Source organism: Kitasatospora sp. MAP12-44 (assembly GCF_029892095.1).
In the GTDB taxonomy this organism is placed as follows: domain Bacteria; phylum Actinomycetota; class Actinomycetes; order Streptomycetales; family Streptomycetaceae; genus Kitasatospora.
Genome location: NZ_JARZAE010000004.1, coordinates 2,956,618 through 2,976,173, shown reverse-complemented (window position 1 = coordinate 2,976,173; position 19,556 = coordinate 2,956,618). Strand labels below are relative to the sequence as shown.

Annotated in this window: 8 protein-coding genes, 3 rRNA genes and 1 pseudogene; 8 read left to right on the top strand and 4 right to left on the bottom strand. The window is 68.1% G+C overall.

The window, feature by feature from the left end; all coding sequences use genetic code 11:
• Positions 1–93: 93 nt before the first annotated feature.
• From P3T34_RS13880 to P3T34_RS13870, 3 genes and pseudogenes are all read right to left on the bottom strand, one after another.
• A pseudogene (locus P3T34_RS13880) lies at positions 94–1,030 on the bottom strand (hydroxymethylglutaryl-CoA lyase).
• Between the two features lie 47 nt (positions 1,031–1,077).
• On the bottom strand, positions 1,078–3,297 hold the full coding sequence (locus P3T34_RS13875) for a biotin carboxylase N-terminal domain-containing protein (RefSeq protein WP_280666344.1): 2,220 nt from the start codon (positions 3,295–3,297) through the stop codon (positions 1,078–1,080).
• A gap of 65 nt (positions 3,298–3,362) precedes the next feature.
• Positions 3,363–5,063, bottom strand: a complete 1,701-nt coding sequence (locus P3T34_RS13870; protein ID WP_280666343.1) for a carboxyl transferase domain-containing protein — start codon at positions 5,061–5,063, stop codon at positions 3,363–3,365.
• Positions 5,064–5,193: 130 nt separating this feature from the next.
• Between P3T34_RS13870 and P3T34_RS13865 the strand changes: the two genes are divergently transcribed.
• Both P3T34_RS13865 and P3T34_RS13860 read left to right on the top strand, forming a co-directional pair.
• Positions 5,194–5,880 carry a TetR/AcrR family transcriptional regulator gene (locus tag P3T34_RS13865; RefSeq protein WP_280666342.1) on the top strand — a complete coding sequence of 229 codons (687 nt, stop codon included), beginning with the start codon at positions 5,194–5,196 and terminating at the stop codon, positions 5,878–5,880.
• Between the two features lie 206 nt (positions 5,881–6,086).
• Positions 6,087–9,923, top strand: coding sequence for an ABC transporter ATP-binding protein (locus P3T34_RS13860; protein WP_280666341.1), 3,837 nt, complete (start codon positions 6,087–6,089; stop codon positions 9,921–9,923).
• Between the two features lie 87 nt (positions 9,924–10,010).
• Here the strand turns inward: P3T34_RS13860 and P3T34_RS13855 are convergent, their stop codons facing one another.
• Entirely contained in the window at positions 10,011–10,931 is a 921-nt protein-coding gene (locus P3T34_RS13855; RefSeq protein ID WP_280666340.1) for a hypothetical protein, read from the bottom strand.
• Positions 10,932–11,133: 202 nt separating this feature from the next.
• On the opposite strand from P3T34_RS13855, the gene P3T34_RS13850 reads away from it, so the two are divergent.
• The 6 genes from P3T34_RS13850 to P3T34_RS13825 all read left to right on the top strand — a co-directional run bounded on the left by P3T34_RS13850 (position 11,134) and on the right by P3T34_RS13825 (position 19,459).
• On the top strand, positions 11,134–12,120 hold the full coding sequence (locus P3T34_RS13850) for an LD-carboxypeptidase (RefSeq protein ID WP_280666339.1): 987 nt from the start codon (positions 11,134–11,136) through the stop codon (positions 12,118–12,120).
• A 26-nt stretch (positions 12,121–12,146) separates the two neighbouring features.
• Complete coding sequence (locus P3T34_RS13845; RefSeq protein WP_280666338.1) at positions 12,147–12,833, top strand: nucleoside/nucleotide kinase family protein; 687 nt, start codon at positions 12,147–12,149, stop codon at positions 12,831–12,833.
• Positions 12,834–13,454: 621 nt separating this feature from the next.
• Positions 13,455–14,976, top strand: a 16S ribosomal RNA gene (locus tag P3T34_RS13840).
• 284 nt (positions 14,977–15,260) lie between these two features.
• Positions 15,261–18,381, top strand: a 23S ribosomal RNA gene (locus P3T34_RS13835).
• A 90-nt stretch (positions 18,382–18,471) separates the two neighbouring features.
• A 5S ribosomal RNA gene (gene rrf, locus P3T34_RS13830) occupies positions 18,472–18,588 on the top strand.
• The 16S, 23S and 5S rRNA genes sit together here, the layout of an rRNA operon.
• A gap of 166 nt (positions 18,589–18,754) precedes the next feature.
• Positions 18,755–19,459, top strand: a complete 705-nt coding sequence (locus tag P3T34_RS13825) for an ABC transporter ATP-binding protein (RefSeq protein ID WP_280666336.1) — start codon at positions 18,755–18,757, stop codon at positions 19,457–19,459.
• Positions 19,460–19,556 lie beyond the last annotated feature (97 nt).

Sequence of the window (19,556 nt, the reverse complement as noted above, 5' to 3'; positions counted from 1 at the left end):
CCGTCGGCGGCAGATCGGGATCAGGCCGACGGTCGGGGATGATTACTTCGTTCAGGTGACAAGGGTGCGGTGGGCTGACGTCCGCGCGCCGCGCTAGGGCCCGGTCAGCGCCTGGACGGCGCGGGACGGGCTGGGGCGGCCGAGCTGCCGGGCCATCCAGGCGCTGGTGGCGGCGAGCCGGGGGCAGGTCGACGCCGGTCTCGATGCCGAGGCCGTGCAGCATCCACACCAGGTCCTCGGTGGCGAGATTGCCGGTGGCACTCTTCGCGTACGGGCAGCCGCCGAGGCCGCCCGCCGAGGAGTCGACCACGGTGACGCCGCAGCGCAGCGCGGACAGCGTGTTGGCCAGGGCCTGGCCGTAGGTGTCGTGGAAGTGCACGGCGAGCCGCCCGACCGGCACACCGGCCCGGTCGAACCCGTCGAGCAGCGCGGCCACCTGGCCCGGCGTGGCCACGCCGATGGTGTCGCCCAGGCTCAGTTCGGTGCAGCCCAGCTCGATCAGCCGCAGCCCGGCCGTCACCACCTGCTCGAGCGCGACCGGGCCCTCCCACGGGTCGCCGAAGCACATCGAGAGGTAGCCGCGGACCGGGACGCCCGCCCCGACGGCCCGCTCCACCACCGGGCGGAACATCTCCAGCACCTCGGCCATCGACCGGTTGAGATTGCGGCGCGCGAAGGTCTCGGTGGCACTGGCGAAGACCGCGATCTCCGCCGCTCCCTGGGCGAGCGCTCGGTCCAGGCCGCGCTCATTGGGGACCAGGACGGGCAGCCGCAGTCCCTCGTACTGCTCGCGCAGGCCGGCCAGTCGGGGCAGCAGCTCCTCGGCGTCGGCCAGCTGCGGCACCCACTTGGGGTGGACGAAGCTGGTCGCCTCGATGGTGCGCAGCCCGGCGTCGGCGAGCCGGGTGATGAACTCGGCCTTCACCTCGACCGGTACCAGGGAGCTCTCGTTCTGCAGGCCGTCGCGTGCCCCGACCTCGTGGATGCGTACGCGGGCGGGCAGTCCGGGCTCGCGGACGACGCTCGGCAGGCCGAGGTCGAGTGCGCCGGGCTCGGCGGCCGACTCCTGGGCGGTGGTCACGCCGCCACCTCCTCGGCCTCGGCGTCCTCCACCGGGAGGACGACGGCGAGCAGCTGCTCCATGGCGACGGTGGCGCCGGCGCCGACGGGCAGTTCACTGACCGTGCCGTCGTGCGGAGCGGTGATCACGTGTTCCATCTTCATGGCCTCCAGGACCAGCAGCGGCTGGCCGCGCCGGACCTGGTCGCCGACCGCGGCCTTGACCACGGTGACGGTGCCCGGCATCGGCGCGGTGAGTGCCCCGTGGTGGGCGTCGGCGGTGGTGCTGCGGTCGGCCACCGGGTCGTAGGGGTGTACCGCCCAGCTGTCGCCGTCGATGCCGAGCCAGATCACCGGACCGGCGGCGGTCGGCGAGGGGGAGTTGTCAGTGGCGTGTGCGAGCGTGATTCGCAGGCCGTCGATGGTGAGTGACAGATCCGTGGCGCCGAGTGTGGCGCGGGCCCGGCGGATCGGTCCGTCAGCCAGGCGAACCTGCAGTTCGGAGAAGGTTTCTGAGGAATTGTCAGTGCCCTCGATTACGGTGGCGGCACTGACAGGTCGTACGAGAACCGACACCGGGTCGTGCCCGGAGATCCGGAGTCGGTGCGTGGTCCAGGCCGGCTCGCCGGCCAACCGCCAACCCGAGGGGAGTGCGAAGGGATCGGCCCAGCCGTCGCTGGTGGCGGCGGGGGCGAGCCGCAGGTGCTGCGCGAGTGCCGCAGCGAAGTAGACGGCGTCCGGTGCCTCAGCTCGGACCGGCGCGGCCTCCGTACCGCTGTCGGCGCGGTCGTGGTGGTCGGTCAGGAGCGCGGGGTTCTCCTGGGCGGCCCGTTCGACCAGACCGGTGTCGAGTCGGCCGGCGACCACCTCGGGGTGGGCGAGCAGCCTGCGCAGGAAGCCGGCGTTGGTGGTCAGTCCGAGGATCCGGGTGTCCGCGAGGGCGGCGCGCAGCCGCAGCAGTGCCGTCGCGCGGTCCGGTCCGTAGGCGATGACCTTCGCCAGCATCGGGTCGTAGGCGCTGGTGATGGAGGTGCCCGCGGTGAGGCCGGAGTCGACCCGGATGCCCTCGCCGTGCGGCTCGTCGAGCAGCAGGATCCGGCCACCGGTCGGCAGGAAGTCGCGAGCGGGGTCCTCGGCGCAGATCCGGGCCTCGATGGCGTGACCAAGGAAGGAGATATCCGACTGGGCGAACGACAACGACTCACCCGCGGCCACCCGCAACTGCCACTCGACGAGGTCGAGGCGCTCCGGGCCCGGTGCACCCGGCCCGGCCGCCGACCCGATCGCGATGGCCAGTTCGGTGACCGGGTGCTCCACCTGCAGGCGGGTGTTCATCTCCATGAAGAAGAAGTCCCGGACCTCGCCGGGCGCGGTCTCGCCGCCGCCGGGCACGATGAACTCCACCGTGCCTGCACCGGTGTAGCCGCAGGCCTCCGCCGCACGGACGGCGGCGGCCCCCATCGCGGCCCGCGTCTGCGGGTCGAGCAGAACGGAGGGTGCCTCTTCGATGAGCTTCTGATGACGGCGCTGGAGACTGCACTCCCGCTCGCCGAGGTGCACGGTCGTCCCGTGGACGTCCGCCAGTACCTGTACCTCGATGTGCCGGGGCCGGTCGATCCAGCGCTCCAGCAGCAGGGTGTCGTCGCCGAACGCGGTCCGGGCGAGCCGGCGGGCTCCCGCGAGCTCGGTAGGCAGCTCGGCCGGGTCGTGGACCAGGCGCATGCCCTTGCCGCCGCCGCCGGCCGACGGCTTGATCAGCACCGGGTAGCCGATCTCGTCGGCGGCCAGGGCGAGTTCCTCGTCGCTCGCCGCGCCGGCGCGGCTGCCGGGTACCACCGGGACGCCGACCGCGCGGACGGCCTCCTTGGCGTTGATCTTGTCGCCCATCAGCTCGACCGCCTCGGCGGGCGGGCCGATGAAGACCAGTCCGGCTTCGGCGCAGGCGCGGGCGAAGCCGGGGTTCTCGGCAAGGAAGCCGTACCCGGGGTGGACGGCCTGCGCGCCGGTGCGCAGGGCGGCGGCGATGATCTGATCGCCTCGCAGGTAGGTCTCGGCGGCGCTGCTGTCGCTGCGGTCGGCCGGCCCCAGCCGGACGGCGACGTCCGCCTCGCGGACGTGCCGGGCATCGGCGTCGGCGTCGCTGTACACGGCGACCGACCGGACGCTGAGCCGTCGCAGGGTGCGGATCACCCGGACGGCGATCTCGCCGCGATTGGCGACCAGAACGGTGTCGAACATGGGAGGCGTTCCTCCGGAGCGAGGGAGAGCGGTGCGAAGACAGGGGGACGGGTGACCGGAGGTCGTCACATCCGGAACACGCCGTACGGCGCGGGTGCGGGCAGCGGAGCGTTGGAACAGGCGGTCAGGGCGAGGCCGAGCACCGTCCGGGTGTCCATCGGGTCGATCACGCCGTCGTCCCAGAGCCGGGCGGTGGCGTAGTACGCGTTGCCCTGCCGCTCGTACTGCTCGCGGACGGGGCGCTTGAACTCCTCCTCGGCCTCGGCGGGCCAGTCCTCGCCACGCGCTTCGAACTGGTCGCGGCGCACGGTGGCCAGCACGGAGGAGGCCTGCTCACCGCCCATCACCGAGATCTTCGCGCCCGGCCACATCCACAGGAAGCGCGGCGAGTAGGCCCGGCCGCACATCGAGTAGTTGCCGGCCCCGTACGAGCCTCCGATCACCACGGTCAGCTTCGGCACCCGGGTACAGGCGACAGCGGTGACCATCTTGGCGCCGTGCTTGGCGATGCCGCCTGCCTCGTACTGGCGGCCGACCATGAAGCCGGTGATGTTCTGCAGGAAGACCAGCGGGATACCGCGCTGGTCGCAGAGCTCGATGAAGTGGGCACCCTTGAGCGCGGACTCCGCGAACAGCACGCCGTTGTTGGCGACGATCCCGACCGGGTGGCCGTGGATCCGGGCGAAGCCGGTCACCAGGGTGGCGCCGTACTCGGCCTTGAACTCGGCGAACCTGCTGCCGTCCACCAGCCGGGAGATCACCTCGCGGACGTCGTACGGCGTGCGCGGGTCCACCGGCACGGCACCGTACAGTCCCGCCGGATCGACCGCGGGCGGCTCGACCGGCGTCACCGGCCACGGCCGGGCGGCGCGCGGGCCGAGCCCGTCCACGATGGTGCGCACGATGGACAGCGCGTGCGCGTCGTCCTCGGCCAGGTGGTCGGTCACCCCCGAGGTGCGGGAGTGCAGTTCGCCGCCACCGAGCTCCTCGGCCGTGACGATCTCGCCGGTGGCCGCCTTCACCAGCGGCGGGCCGCCGAGGAAGATGGTGCCCTGGTTGCGGACGATCACCGCCTGGTCGCTCATCGCCGGGACGTACGCGCCGCCCGCGGTGCACGAGCCGAGCACGGCCGCGATCTGCGGGATGCCGGCCGCCGAGAGCCGGGCCTGGTTGTAGAAGATCCGGCCGAAGTGGTCGCGGTCGGGGAACACCTCGTCCTGCATCGGCAGGAAGGCGCCGCCGGAGTCCACCAGGTAGACGCAGGGCAGCCGGTTCTCCAGCGCCACCTCCTGCGCCCGCAGGTGCTTCTTCACGGTCATCGGGTAGTAGGTGCCGCCCTTGACCGTGGCGTCGTTGGCGACCACCATCACCTCGCGGCCGGCCACCCGCCCGATCCCGGCGATCACGCCGGCCGCCGGCGCGGCGCCGTCGTACAGACCGTCGGCGGCCAGTGCGCTGATCTCCAGGAACGGCGAGCCCGGGTCGAGCAGCGTGTCCACCCGGTCGCGGGGCAGCAGCTTGCCGCGCGCGGTGTGCCGGTCGCGGGCCTTGGCACCGCCGCCGAGCGCCGCGGCCGCCAGCTTGCTCCGCAGCTCGGTGACCAGCGCCTGGTGCGCCTCGGTGTTCGCCTGGAAAGCGGCCGAACCGGGGTCCGCGGCGGACCGCAACCGGGGCGCGGGCGCGGCCGAGGTCGGCTGCGCGCCGGACCCAGTGGTGTGGCCGGCCTCCAGCGGATGAGTGGCGAAGCCGGGTGTCGACAGGGCCATCCCAAGAGCTCCCTTGCTCCCGGAAACCAGGCGAACGGTGAGGTCGGTGGACCACCGCCGCCAAGTTAATGGTGGTTAACTCCTGCCGCCAGGTTAACCACGGATAACCGCGCTGTCTACGATGGACCCTATGTCGAATGTCCCCGCCGCTCCCGCGACCCCGCGCCGTGACCAGATCCGCCGGGAGGCCGCCCGCCTCTTCGCCGCCCGCGGCTTCCTCGGCGTGGGTGTCGACGAGATCGGCAAGGCGGTGGGCATCAGCGGCCCGGGCCTCTACCGGCACTTCGCGGGCAAGGACGCGATGCTCGCCGACCTGCTGGTCGGCATCAGCGAGCGGCTACTGGAGGAGGGTCGTCGGCGGGCCGGAGCCACGCCGGACCCCGAGGCCGCCCTGGACGCGCTGATCAGCGGGCATGTCGAGTTCGCGCTCGATGACCCCGACCTCATCACGCTGCACGACCGTGAGCTGCTCCACCTCAAGGAGGAGGACCGCCGGCGGGTGCGGCGCACCCAGCGCGGCTATCTGGAGCTCTGGGTCGAGGCGGTCCGGGAGGCGTTCCCGGAGCTGGCCGGTCCGACGGCCGAGCCGGTCGCCCGGGCGGCCGTGCACGCGGTGTTCGGGCTGCTGAACTCCACCCCGCACAGCATCGGCCTGCGCCCGGCCCACGCCGACGGCCAGTCGGACCGGGGCGGCCTGCCCCGGGCGGAGATGGCCGTGCTGCTGCACCGCCTGGCGCAGGGCGCGTTCACCGCCGCGGCCACGGCCGCGGCCGCTGCCCCCGCTCCGTCCGGGGCTGACCGGTCCGAGCCCGCCTGACCGGCCGACTGGGTCCCCGGCCCTAGGTCGACCGGCCCTCGCGGCGTCGACCCTGCGACCGGTGCGCCGCGGGTGGTCGACGTCGCAGTCTTGGGGGGAAGGAAAACCGGCCACCAGCCGTTGGCTTCGTCAGGTCCGCAGCGGCATCGTTCGGTCAGTGCACGTACGTGGACGGCCGCCTCACGAAATGGTTAGTATCCCTAAATATGTCTGAGACTCACGTCTCCACCAGGGAGATATCGCCCGCCCGCGAGGTGTCCGATCGGCGACCCCCCGACCAGGTCGCCCCCGGCCAAGCCCCCACCCGAGCGCCCGTCGGCGCCGAAGCGGGCTGGCTGCGCCGCCTGGTCGGCTACTGCTGGCACTACCGGGGCAATGTCCTGCTGTCGTTCGGCGCCTCACTCGCGGGGATGGCGGTCACCGCGATCGTCCCGCTGATCACCAAGACGATCATCGACGACGTCATCACCTCCCACACCAGCTCGCTCACCCCTTGGGCGATCGCCATGGTGGTCGCAGCCGTCGTGGTCTTCGGCTGCACGCTGGTCCGCCGCTACTACGGCGGCAAACTGGCTCTCGACGTCCAGCACGACATGCGCCGGGACCTCTTCCGCTCGCTCACCCGGCTGGACGGCGACCGCCAGGACCGCCTCGACATCGGCCAGGTGGTCGGCCGGGCCACCTCCGACCTTCAGTTGATCAACGGCCTGCTCTCGATGCTGCCGATGATGACCGGCAACCTGCTGCTCTTCGTGATGTCGGTCCTGGTGATGCTCTGGCTCTCGCCGACGCTGACCCTGATCGCCCTGGTGATGGGCCCGGCCCTGTGGTGGTTCGCGGTGCTCAGCCGCAAGCGCCTGTTCCCCGCGACCTGGGCCGCCCAGGAGGAGGCGGCCGCGGTGGCCGGCGTGGTGGAGGCCGCGGTCGGCGGCGTCCGGGTGGTCAAGGGCTTCGGCCAGGAGGCGCAGGAGCTCGGAAAGCTGGAGTCCGCCTCGCGCAACCTCTACGGCGCGCGGCTGCGGGCGATCCGGCTGAACAGCCGCTACACCCCGGCCATGCAGGCGATCCCGGCGCTCGGCCAGGTCGCCGTGCTCGCGCTCGGCGGCTGGCTGGCCGTGGACGGCCAGGTCACGCTCGGTACCTTTGTGGCCTTCTCCACCTACGTGGCGCAGATGACCGGCCCGGTCCGGATGCTCACCATGCTCCTGACGGTCGGCCAGCAGGCCCGGGCCGGCGTCGAGCGAGTCCTCGAACTGATCGACGAGCGGCCGCTGGTCCAGGACAAGCCCGACGCCCGCGCGCTGGACACCGTCGAGCCGGCGCCGGGCACTCCCGCGCTGGAGTTCGACCAGGTCGACTTCCGGTACGGGCCAGCGGACAGCCGCCCCGTGCTGCACCGGCTCAGCCTGCGGATCGAGCCGGGCGAGACCCTCGCCCTGGTCGGGGCCTCGGGCTCCGGCAAGTCCACCGTCGCCCAGCTGATCCCGCGCTTCTACGACCCGACCGCCGGCGCCGTCCGGCTCTACGGCCAGGACCTGCGCGACCTCACCCTCGACTCGGTCCGCAGCGTGGTCGGCGTGGTGCCCGAGGACAGCTTCCTCTTCTCCGACACCGTCAGCGCCAACATCGCGTACGGCCGCTCCGACGCGAGCGAGGACGAGATCACGGCCGCCGCCCGGGCAGCCCAGGCGGACGGGTTCATCCGCGAGCTGCCGGACGGCTACCAGACCACGGTCGGCGAGCAGGGCCTCACCCTCTCCGGCGGCCAGCGCCAGCGGATCGCGCTGGCCCGCGCGATCCTCGCCGACCCCCGGGTGCTGCTGCTGGACGACTCGACCTCCGCCGTCGACCCGCGGATCGAGGCCGAGATCCACGAGGCGCTGCGCACCGTGATGGCCGGCCGCACCACGCTGCTAATCGCACACCGCCGCTCCACCCTCCAGCTGGCCGACCGGATCGGCGTCCTGGAGGGCGGCCGACTGGTCGACCTCGGCACCCACGAGGAGCTGGAGCGCCGCTGTCCGCAGTACCGCGCACTGATCACCGACCCCGAGGCCGGCACCGCCCCCGCCGAGCCGCCCGCCGAGACCGAAACCCAGCCGGCAGCCCCGGCTCCGGCCGCCGCGCCCGGCGGCATGGGCGCCGTTCGTACGATGATGGGCCGACCCAACGACCCCGAGCTGCTGGCCAAGGTCGCGGCACTGCGCCCGGCCGACGACACTCCCGCCATCGCGCTCGAAGCGGCCGCCGCCGCAGACCCGGGCTTCACGCTGGGTCGGCTGCTCAAGCCGTTCCGGGCCTCGCTGGCCCTCGCCTTCCTGCTGCTGGCACTGGACGCCGCCGCCGGCCTGGTGGTGCCGATCCTGATCAGGCACGGCATCGACAACGGTGTCACCAAGGCCGCGCTGGGCGGGGTGGCCGCCGCCTCGCTGGCCGCACTGGTGGTCGTCCTGCTGGACTGGCTGGTGCAGGCCGCCGAGAACCAGGTCAGCGGGCGGACCGGCGAGCGTGTCCTCTACACCCTGCGCCTGAAGATCTTCTCGCACCTCAACCGGCTGGGCCTGGACTACTACGAGCGTGAGCTCTCCGGCCGGATCATGACCCGGATGACCACCGACGTCGACGCCCTCTCCAGCTTCCTGCAGACCGGCGTGGTGACCGCCGTGGTCAGCCTGCTGACCTTCTTCGGCATCTTCGGCGCGCTGCTGGTGATCGACGCCGGCCTGGCGCTGATCGTCTTCGCCGTCCTGCCGGTGCTGGTGGTCGCGACCCTGGTCTTCCGCAAGAAGTCCTCGAAGCAGTACCAGATCTCCCGTGACCTGATCGGCACGGTCAACGCGGACCTCCAGGAGAACGTGGCCGGGATGCGGATCGTCCAGGCCTTCCGCCGGGAGGACGACAACACCGCGCGGTTCGTCGAGCGCGGCCTGGCCTACCGGCACGCCCGGGTGCGCGCGCAGCTGTACATCGCGCTGTACTTCCCGTTCGTGCAGTTCCTCTCCAATATCGCCGCAGCGTTGGTGCTGATCGCCGGCGCCTCGCGGGTGGACTCCGGCACCCTGACGGTCGGCGCGCTGGTCGCCTACCTCCTCTACATCGACCTGTTCTTCGCCCCGGTCAACCAGCTCTCGCAGATCTTCGACGGGTACCAGCAGGCGGCGGTCGGCCTCGGCCGGATCCGCGACCTGCTCCGCTCGCCCACCAGCACCCCGGCCGTGGCCGAACCCGTGCCGGTGCGGCGGCTGCGCGGCGAGATCCACTTCGACGACGTCAGCTTCGCCTACAACGGCGGTGGCGAGGGCAAGCCGCAGGTGCTCAACGGCATCGACCTGCGGATCCCGGCCGGCCAGACGGTCGCCCTGGTCGGCGAGACCGGCGCGGGCAAGTCGACGCTGGTCAAGCTGGTCGCCCGGTTCTACGACGCGACCGGCGGCACGGTCCGGATCGACGGCACCGATGTCTCGCAGTACGCGCTCGCGGACTACCGGCACCGGCTGGGCGTGGTCCCCCAGGAGGCGTACCTGTTCGCCGGCACCGTGCGCGAGGCCATCGCGTACGGGCGGCCCGAGGCCACCGACGCCGAGGTGGAGGCGGCCGCCCGGGCGGTGGGCGCGCACGACATGATCACCGGCCTCACCGACGGCTACCGCCACGAGGTGTCCGGCCGCGGCCGCAACCTTTCCGCCGGGCAGCGCCAGTTGATCGCCCTGGCCCGCGCCGAGCTGGTGGACCCGGACATCCTGCTGCTCGACGAGGCGACCGCCGCGCTGGACCTGGCCAGCGAGGCGGCGGTCAACCAGGCGGCGGTCCGGCTCAGCGACGGACGCCCCGGGCGGCCGGGCGGCCGGACCACGCTGGTGATCGCGCACCGCCTGACCACCGCCGAGCGGGCCGACCGGGTGATCGTGCTGGACCAGGGCCGGGTGGTCGAGGACGGCACCCACGAGGAGCTGGTCGCCGCAGGCGGCACCTACAGCAGGCTCTGGGAGGCGTTCATCGGGGACGGCCATCCGATCGTGGAGCCCGCGCCGGTCGGCAACTGACCGACCGGGCCGGGACGTCCCGTCCGCCGGTGCCGTCCCGAGCACCGGCGGACGGTCCGCCGGAGTGGAAGCGGCGCGGCAGGGAGGTCAGTCGCGGGACCGGCGCGGGCCGTCTGCCGTCCGGCCGACCTGCCAGTCGCGCATCCGCAACTCCCGGTCGTGCAGCGCGTCGGAGTTGATCAGGACGCTCAAGTCGGCCTCGAGCAGCTCCTCGCGGCTCAACCCGGTCGCCTCCAGCAGCAGTTCGGTCGGAACCGAGACGGCGATGGCGGTCCGCCAGGACGGCAGGACGGCGAGCGTGGTCCCCGTGCCGACCTTGATCACCTGTGCGGCGACCCGCCGCCGACGCTGGTCGCCGACCCGGATCGGCGGCTCGGGCGCGCGTTGGGCGCTGCCGAGCAGGATCCCCAGTCGGGCCTCCGCGCCGGCGGGCGGGGCCACGGGCGCCTCGGGCCCCGGGGTGGTCGTGGACCCTTCGGCCGGGCCGTCCGACGCCGGGCCCTCCGACTCCGCATCGACAGCGGACTGGTCGGCGTCGTCCGGCAGTTCACGGACGGAACGGGCGGTCCGCCGGGGCGGCGCAGGCCGCCTGACCCGCGGGCGAGGCCGAACGGTTGCCCCGTCCACGCCATCCAGGAGGTCCAACGCGTCCGCCGCGCCGTCTCGTTGGGCCGGCACCAGGCCGCCGTCCGACAGGTCGGCCGCAGCGGGGGGCTGGTCCGGGTCAGCGCCGGCCAACGTCAGCAACTCGCGTACCTCGGCGACCGGTCGATGGCAGGCGGCGGCCAGGTCGTCGAGCCGGGCACCCTGTTCGTAGGCCGAACGCAGCCGGGACGCCAACCCCGCCCGCAGGCGCGCGGTGGTGACGGCCCCAGGGTCCACCCGCACGGGCGGCTGCTCGGTCGTGGCGGCGGGCGGGCAGACGTGGGGAAGACCGGACGCGCCATGGTCGCCCGGCGCGTCCGGCGGCGGGTTCGGCGTGTCCATGGGTATGAACGGCGAGGTCATCGGTGGGGGTCCTCCGGGATACAGTCCGCACGATCCTGCCGTACCGGGGAGTGAACGTCCATGGGGAGCCTGCCCGCTCCTTGGGACGGCTCCGGGTCTTAGCCTCAACTCCCAACGGGTAGAAGAGAAGTGACGCATCCGGAGGCGACCGAATACGCTCGGATCGATTCCCTGTTCCCCTCCTTTCGAAGGAGCGACGGCCATGGCCGCGCCGCCAAGTCCCGTGTCCAGCCCCCTGTCCGGCTTGCCCGGGCCCGCCGTCGGCGGCCTGACCCGGGCCAGACGCCTGGTCCCCGGCGACCGGGTGGCCCTGGTCGCCCCCAGTGGCCGGATCGACCCGGGGCGCCTGCAGGACGGCTGCGCGATCCTGCGTTCCTGGGGCCTGGAGCCCGTGGTCGGAGAGCACGTCCTCGACACCCATCCGACGTTCGGCTACCTCGCCGGCACCGACGCGGACCGGGCCGCAGACTTCCAGGCCGCCTGGCTGGACCCCACCATTGCCGCCGTCCTCTGCGCACGCGGCGGCTACGGCACTCAGCGCGTGGTCGACCTGCTGGACTGGGACGCGCTGCGCGCAGCTCCGCCGAAGGTCCTGATCGGCTTCAGCGACGCCACCGTGCTGCACGAGCTGATGGCCCAGCGACTGGGCCTGGCCACGCTGTACGGCCCGATGGGCGCGGGAGCCTCGTTCGTCGGCGACGGTCCGACCGCCGAGCACCTGCGGCGCACACTCTTCGACCCTGCCTCCGTCATGACGCTGACCGGACCGGACGCGGCACCCCTGCTGCCCGGTCGGGCGCATGGCATCACGGCGGGCGGCTGCGCCTCGTTGCTGGCGGTGGAGCGCGGCACACCCGGCGCCCGCCCCTCCTTCGACGGCGCGATCCTCCTCCTGGAGGACGTCAACGAACACCCCTACCAGCTCGACCGGATCCTGACCCAGTTGCTGCGCTCGGGCGCCCTCGAAGGGGTGCGCGGCGTGGCGCTGGGCTCCTGGGAGGGCTGCGGGCGGCCGGAGCAGGTCCGCGAGATCATGCTCGCCCGCCTGGAGCCGCTCGGCGTGCCGGTGCTCTGGGAGCTGGGCTTCGGCCATGGTCCGTCCACTCTGACCGTCCCGCTCGGCGTGCCCGCCGTCCTGGACGCGGACGCCGGCACGCTCACCCTCGAACTGCCCGCCCTTGCGGAGTGAAATAGGTCAGTGAGTAGGGTGCGCGGATGACTGCGCACCCGGATGACCTGGCCGAGCAGCAGCCGGCCGCGCTGGCGGCCGAGCTCCTGGACCTGCTGCGCACGGCGCGCCCCGGTGGCCGGACGATGCTGGGGATCACCGGGCCGCCCGGCGCGGGCAAGTCGTCGCTGGCCCGCTACCTGGTGCGCGCGGTGGAGCAGGCAGCGGGCGCCGGCACCGCCGCCTATGTGCCGATGGACGGCTTCCACCTCTCCAACCAGCAGCTCGACCGCCTCGGCCTGCGAGCACGCAAGGGCTCACCGCCGAGCTTCGACGCCCTCGGGTACGCGGCGCTGCTCGCGCGGATCGCGGCCGACCGCTTCCACGACATCTATGTCCCCGACTTCGACCGCGATCTCGACGAGCCGGTGGCCGCCCGTCATGTCGTGCCGCCGAGCACTCGGCTGATCGTGACCGAGGGCAACTACCTCGCCGCTGACGCGCCCGGCTGGTCCGAGGCCCGAGCACTGCTCCGGGAGCTCTGGTACCTGGAGGCTGACGACAGCATCCGGGCGGACCGCCTGGTCCGCCGGCAGCTGGCCGGAGGCCGCGACAATCCGGGCGCGCAGGCGTGGGTGGACTCCAACGACCAGCCGAACGGTGAGTACGTGAAGCTCAGCCGCTCGCGGTGCACCCGGGTCATCCGGCTGGCCGAGTTGCAGCAGATCCTCTGAGGGCGTAGTGTTCTCTAGTCGCTCGGCTGGGAGCACCGGACACGCATCTGCGCGGACGGTCCCGGGGCGGCCACTCCCTTGAAACACCATTCCTGGTAACACAATCAGCTTTCTGCGGCCTTTTCGCAGGGGGTTCTGTTTTGCTGTGTCTGCATTTCGGCGAGTGGGGTCGGATTCGCTTTTCGGGGCGGAGCCGGGCTAGAGTTTGAGGCGTCGGACAGGCCGTCAGGTCGGTTACGACGAAGGCCACTTGAGGGCCGAGGCGGTGCGGAAGACCTGGTAAGGTCGGAGGCACTGCGGCGGGAAACCGCGAAGCAGGAAAGCGAGTGAGAAACGCCGAACGGCGGGTCTGATAAGCTGAGTGAAGAACGAAACGAAGTACTGAACGAAGCGCCCGGAGATACTGCGAAGGCAGTTCGAAGGAAGTGTCCGTTCCTTGAGAACTCAACAGCGTGCCAAAAGTCAACGCCAGATATGTTGACATCCCCGGCCTTCACCTTCTGGTGGGGGTTGGAGATTCCTTTTGAAGTAATACACAGCGAGGACGCAGTGCACGTTGCCACCCTATTCCGGTGGTTGTCGTGCCGCTCAACGCGGGTGTCACCCGATTACGGGTATACATTCACGGAGAGTTTGATCCTGGCTCAGGACGAACGCTGGCGGCGTGCTTAACACATGCAAGTCGAACGATGAAGCCTTCGGGTGGATTAGTGGCGAACGGGTGAGTAACACGTGGGAAATCTGCCCTGCACTCTGGGACAAGCCTTGGAAACGAGGTCTAATACCGGATATGACCTGTCCTCGCATGGGGATGGGTGGAAAGCTCCGGCGGTGCAGGATGATCCCGCGGCCTATCAGCTTGTTGGTGGGGTAATGGCCTACCAAGGCGACGACGGGTAGCCGGCCTGAGAGGGCGACCGGCCACACTGGGACTGAGACACGGCCCAGACTCCTACGGGAGGCAGCAGTGGGGAATATTGCACAATGGGCGAAAGCCTGATGCAGCGACGCCGCGTGAGGGATGAAGGCCTTCGGGTCGTAAACCTCTTTCAGCAGGGAAGAAGCGCAAGTGACGGTACCTGCAGAAGAAGCACCGGCTAACTACGTGCCAGCAGCCGCGGTAATACGTAGGGTGCGAGCGTTGTCCGGAATTATTGGGCGTAAAGAGCTCGTAGGCGGCTTGTCGCGTCGGATGTGAAAGCCCGGGGCTTAACCCCGGGTCTGCATTCGATACGGGCAGGCTAGAGTGTGGTAGGGGAGATCGGAATTCCTGGTGTAGCGGTGAAATGCGCAGATATCAGGAGGAACACCGGTGGCGAAGGCGGATCTCTGGGCCATTACTGACGCTGAGGAGCGAAAGCGTGGGGAGCGAACAGGATTAGATACCCTGGTAGTCCACGCCGTAAACGGTGGGAACTAGGTGTTGGCGACATTCCACGTCGTCGGTGCCGCAGCTAACGCATTAAGTTCCCCGCCTGGGGAGTACGGCCGCAAGGCTAAAACTCAAAGGAATTGACGGGGGCCCGCACAAGCAGCGGAGCATGTGGCTTAATTCGACGCAACGCGAAGAACCTTACCAAGGCTTGACATATGCCGGAAACGGCCAGAGATGGTCGCCCCCTTGTGGTCGGTATACAGGTGGTGCATGGTTGTCGTCAGCTCGTGTCGTGAGATGTTGGGTTAAGTCCCGCAACGAGCGCAACCCTTGTTCTGTGTTGCCAGCATGCCTTTCGGGGTGATGGGGACTCACAGGAGACTGCCGGGGTCAACTCGGAGGAAGGTGGGGACGACGTCAAATCATCATGCCCCTTATGTCTTGGGCTGCACACGTGCTACAATGGTCGGTACAAAGGGCTGCGATGCCGCGAGGCGGAGCGAATCCCAAAAAGCCGGCCTCAGTTCGGATTGGGGTCTGCAACTCGACCCCATGAAGTTGGAGTTGCTAGTAATCGCAGATCAGCATGCTGCGGTGAATACGTTCCCGGGCCTTGTACACACCGCCCGTCACGTCACGAAAGTCGGTAACACCCGAAGCCGGTGGCCTAACCCGTAAGGGGAGGAGCCGTCGAAGGTGGGACCAGCGATTGGGACGAAGTCGTAACAAGGTAGCCGTACCGGAAGGTGCGGCTGGATCACCTCCTTTCTAAGGAGCACATAGCCAGACTCGGGCGAATGTCCTGGGTTGGTTGCTCATGGGTGGAACGTTGACTATTCGGCACACACGGTTGGTTGATACCAGTACTGCACTTCGGTGCGTGGAACGTATCGGCGGGTCGGGTGTGTCGGGCACGTTGTTGGGTCCTGAGGGAACGGCCGGTTATGGTCGTTGCTTCAGTGCCGGTCCCACGGACACTGCTCTGTCAAGGGGTTGTGTAGGTGGGTGTCTGGTCGTTGTTTGAGAACTGCACAGTGGACGCGAGCATCTGTGGCCAAGTTTTTAAGGGCGCACGGTGGATGCCTTGGCACTAGGAACCGATGAAGGACGTGGGAGGCCACGATAGTCCCCGGGGAGCCGTCAACCAGGCTTTGATCCGGGGGTTTCCGAATGGGGAAACCCGGCAGTCGTCATGGGCTGTCACCCGTACCTGAATATATAGGGTATGTGGAGGGAACGAGGGGAAGTGAAACATCTCAGTACCCTCAGGAAGAGAAAACAACCGTGATTCCGGGAGTAGTGGCGAGCGAAACCGGATGAGGCTAAACCGTATTGGTGTGATACCCGGCAGGGGTTGCCAATGCGGGGTCGTGGGAAAGTTCTTCAGTCGTCTGCCGGCGGCTGGGTGAGTCAGAAACCGTATGGATAGTCGAAGGACATGCGAAAGGTCCGGCGTAGAGGGTAAGACCCCCGTAGACGAAATCTGTGCGGCTCACTTGAGCTTCTCCCAAGTAGCACGGAGCCCGAGAAATTCCGTGTGAATCTGGCGGGACCACCCGCTAAGCCTAAATATTCCCTAGTGACCGATAGCGGATAGTACCGTGAGGGAATGGTGAAAAGTACCGCGGGAGCGGAGTGAAATAGTACCTGAAACCGTGTGCCTACAAGCCGTGGGAGCGTCGGACACCAGCTTGCTGTGTGTCTCGTGACTGCGTGCCTTTTGAAGAATGAGCCTGCGAGTTTGCGGTGTGTAGCGAGGTTAACCCGTGTGGGGTAGCCGTAGCGAAAGCGAGTCCGAATAGGGCGTTTGAGTTGCACGCCCAAGACCCGAAGCGGAGTGATCTAGCCATGGGCAGGTTGAAGCGGAGGTAAGACTTCGTGGAGGACCGAACCCACCAGGGTTGAAAACCTGGGGGATGACCTGTGGTTAGGGGTGAAAGGCCAATCAAACTCCGTGATAGCTGGTTCTCCCCGAAATGCATTTAGGTGCAGCGTCACGTGTTTCTTGCCGGAGGTAGAGCACTGGATAGGCGATGGGCCTCACCGGGTTACTGACCTTAGCCAAACTCCGAATGCCGGTAAGTGAGAGCGTGGCAGTGAGACTGTGGGGGATAAGCTCCATGGTCGAGAGGGAAACAGCCCAGAACACCGACTAAGGTCCCTAAGCGTGTGCTAAGTGGGAAAGGATGTGGAGTCGCACAGACAACCAGGAGGTTGGCTTAGAAGCAGCCATCCTTGAAAGAGTGCGTAATAGCTCACTGGTCAAGTGATTCCGCGCCGACAATGTAGCGGGGCTCAAGCACACCACCGAAGTCGTGTCATTGCAGCAATACCCCCAACGGGGGCTGTGATGGGTAGGGGAGCGTCGTGTGCCGGGTGAAGCAGCGGAGGAATCCAGTTGTGGACGGTTCACGAGTGAGAATGCAGGCATGAGTAGCGATACAAGAGTGGGAAACTCTTGCGCCGATTGACCAAGGGTTCCTGGGTCAAGCTGATCTGCCCAGGGTAAGTCGGGACCTAAGGCGAGGCCGACAGGCGTAGTCGATGGACAACGGGTTGATATTCCCGTACCCGCTTTGAAGCGCCAACGTCGAACCAGATGATGCTAAGCCCGCGAAGCCGGCCTGGAGTCTTCGGACAAAGGGACGTGGTGGAGCCGGTGACCCAAGTCTGTAGTAGGTGAGCGATGGGGTGACGCAGGAAGGTAGTCCAGCCCGGGCGGTGGTTGTCCCGGGGTAAGGGTGTAGGCCGAGTGATAGGCAAATCCGTCACTCATTAAGGCTGAGACCTGATGCCGAGCCGATTGTGGTGAAGTGGATGATCCTATGCTGTCGAGAAAAGCCTCTAGCGAGTTTCATGGCGGCCCGTACCCCAAACCGACTCAGGTGGTCAGGTAGAGAATACCGAGGCGTTCGGGTGAACTATGGTTAAGGAACTCGGCAAAATGCCCCCGTAACTTCGGGAGAAGGGGGGCCATTCCTGGTGATGAGTCTTGCACTCTGAGCTGGGGGTGGCCGCAGAGACCAGCGAGAAGCGACTGTTTACTAAAAACACAGGTCCGTGCGAAGCCGTAAGGCGATGTATACGGACTGACGCCTGCCCGGTGCTGGAACGTTAAGGGGACCGGTTAGTCTAGTTTCGACTAGGCGAAGCTGAGAACTTAAGCGCCAGTAAACGGCGGTGGTAACTATAACCATCCTAAGGTAGCGAAATTCCTTGTCGGGTAAGTTCCGACCTGCACGAATGGCGTAACGACTTCTCGACTGTCTCAACCATAGGCCCGGTGAAATTGCATTACGAGTAAAGATGCTCGTTTCGCGCAGCAGGACGGAAAGACCCCGGGACCTTTACTATAGCTTGATATTGGTGTTCGGTTCGGCTTGTGTAGGATAGGTGGGAGACTTTGAAGCGGCAACGCCAGTTGTCGTGGAGTCGACGTTGAAATACCACTCTGGTCGTGCTGGATGTCTAACCTGGGTCCGTGATCCGGATCAGGGACAGTGTCTGGTGGGTAGTTTAACTGGGGCGGTTGCCTCCTAAAGAGTAACGGAGGCGCCCAAAGGTTCCCTCAGCCTGGTTGGCAATCAGGTGTTGAGTGTAAGTGCACAAGGGAGCTTGACTGTGAGACCGACGGGTCGAGCAGGTGCGAAAGCAGGGACTAGTGATCCGGCGGTGGCTTGTGGAAGCGCCGTCGCTCAACGGATAAAAGGTACCCCGGGGATAACAGGCTGATCTTCCCCAAGAGTCCATATCGACGGGATGGTTTGGCACCTCGATGTCGGCTCGTCGCATCCTGGGGCTGGAGTAGGTCCCAAGGGTTGGGCTGTTCGCCCATTAAAGCGGTACGCGAGCTGGGTTTAGAACGTCGTGAGACAGTTCGGTCCCTATCCGCTGTGCGCGTAGGAATATTGAGAAGGGCTGTCCCTAGTACGAGAGGACCGGGACGGACGAACCTCTGGTGTGCCAGTTGTCCTGCCAAGGGCATGGCTGGTTGGCTACGTTCGGGAGGGATAACCGCTGAAAGCATCTAAGCGGGAAGCCTGCTTCGAGATGAGTATTCCCACCTCCTTGAGAGGGTAAGGCTCCCAGTAGACGACTGGGTTGATAGGCCGGATGTGGAAGCCCAGTAATGGGTGGAGCTGACCGGTACTAATAGGCCGAGGGCTTGTCCTCAGTTGCTCGCGTCCACTGTGTTGTTCTGAAACAACGACCCCATATCCCCACTTGGTCGGGGGTGTGGTGCGGTTGACAGTTTCATAGTGTTTCGGTGGTCATAGCGTGAGGGAAACGCCCGGTTACATTCCGAACCCGGAAGCTAAGCCTCACAGCGCCGATGGTACTGCAGGGGGGACCCTGTGGGAGAGTAGGACGCCGCCGAACAATCATTCCAGATAACCCCCATCCGATTCGTCGGATGGGGGTTATCTGCCTTTCTGGACCTGTTTAACCCTGGGCCCGAGGACTACGGTGTTGATCGTCACGCGCTGCGCGGGTACCCGAACCGGTCGCGGGCGGACGACGTTCGCAGCCTGAGGGGGAGAGCAGCATGACGCAGCAGGGGACCAGCACGGCACTGGCGCCGATGATCGAGGTCGAGGACGTCTGGCGCAGCTTCGGCAGTGGCAGCACTGCCGTGCACGCGCTGCGCGGGGTCTCGTTCTCCGCACGGCGAGGTGAACTGACCGCGTTGCGAGGGCGATCGGGGTCGGGCAAGACCACGCTGCTCAATCTGGTCGGCGGACTGGACGCGCCGACCTCGGGGCGGATCACGCTGGACGGCGCGGACCTGGCCGGCCTGGACGAGTCCGGGCGGCTGGCCATCCGGCGGGAACGGATCGGGTTCGTCTTCCAGTCCTTCGGCCTCATCCCGATCCTCACCGCCGCCGAGAACGTCGGTGTGCCGATGCGCCTGCGCAAGGTCGGCGCGGCCAAACGCGAGGAGCGGGTGCGGAACCTGCTCGCACTGGTGGGCCTCGCGGACCACGCCGAGCAGCGCCCGTCCGAGCTGTCCGGTGGCCAGCAGCAGCGCGTCGCCATCGCTCGGGCGCTGGCCAACGAGCCCGCGCTGATCATCGCGGACGAACCGACCGGCCAGCTGGACTCGGAGACCGGCCGCTCGGTGATGCAGCTGCTCCGCGCGGTGGTGCGCAGCGAAGGCGTGACGGCGCTGGTGGCCACCCACGACCCGCAGCTGATGGAACTCGCCGACCGGGTCATCGAGTTGCGCGACGGTCACATCGTCGAGGAGTAGACAAGGAGTAGCCACGTAGCAGACAAGGAGTACGCCGCGCGCGCCCGCCCGCTCCCCTCGCCGACCCATCGCCGAAGACCCGCGCAGCCGTCAAGAT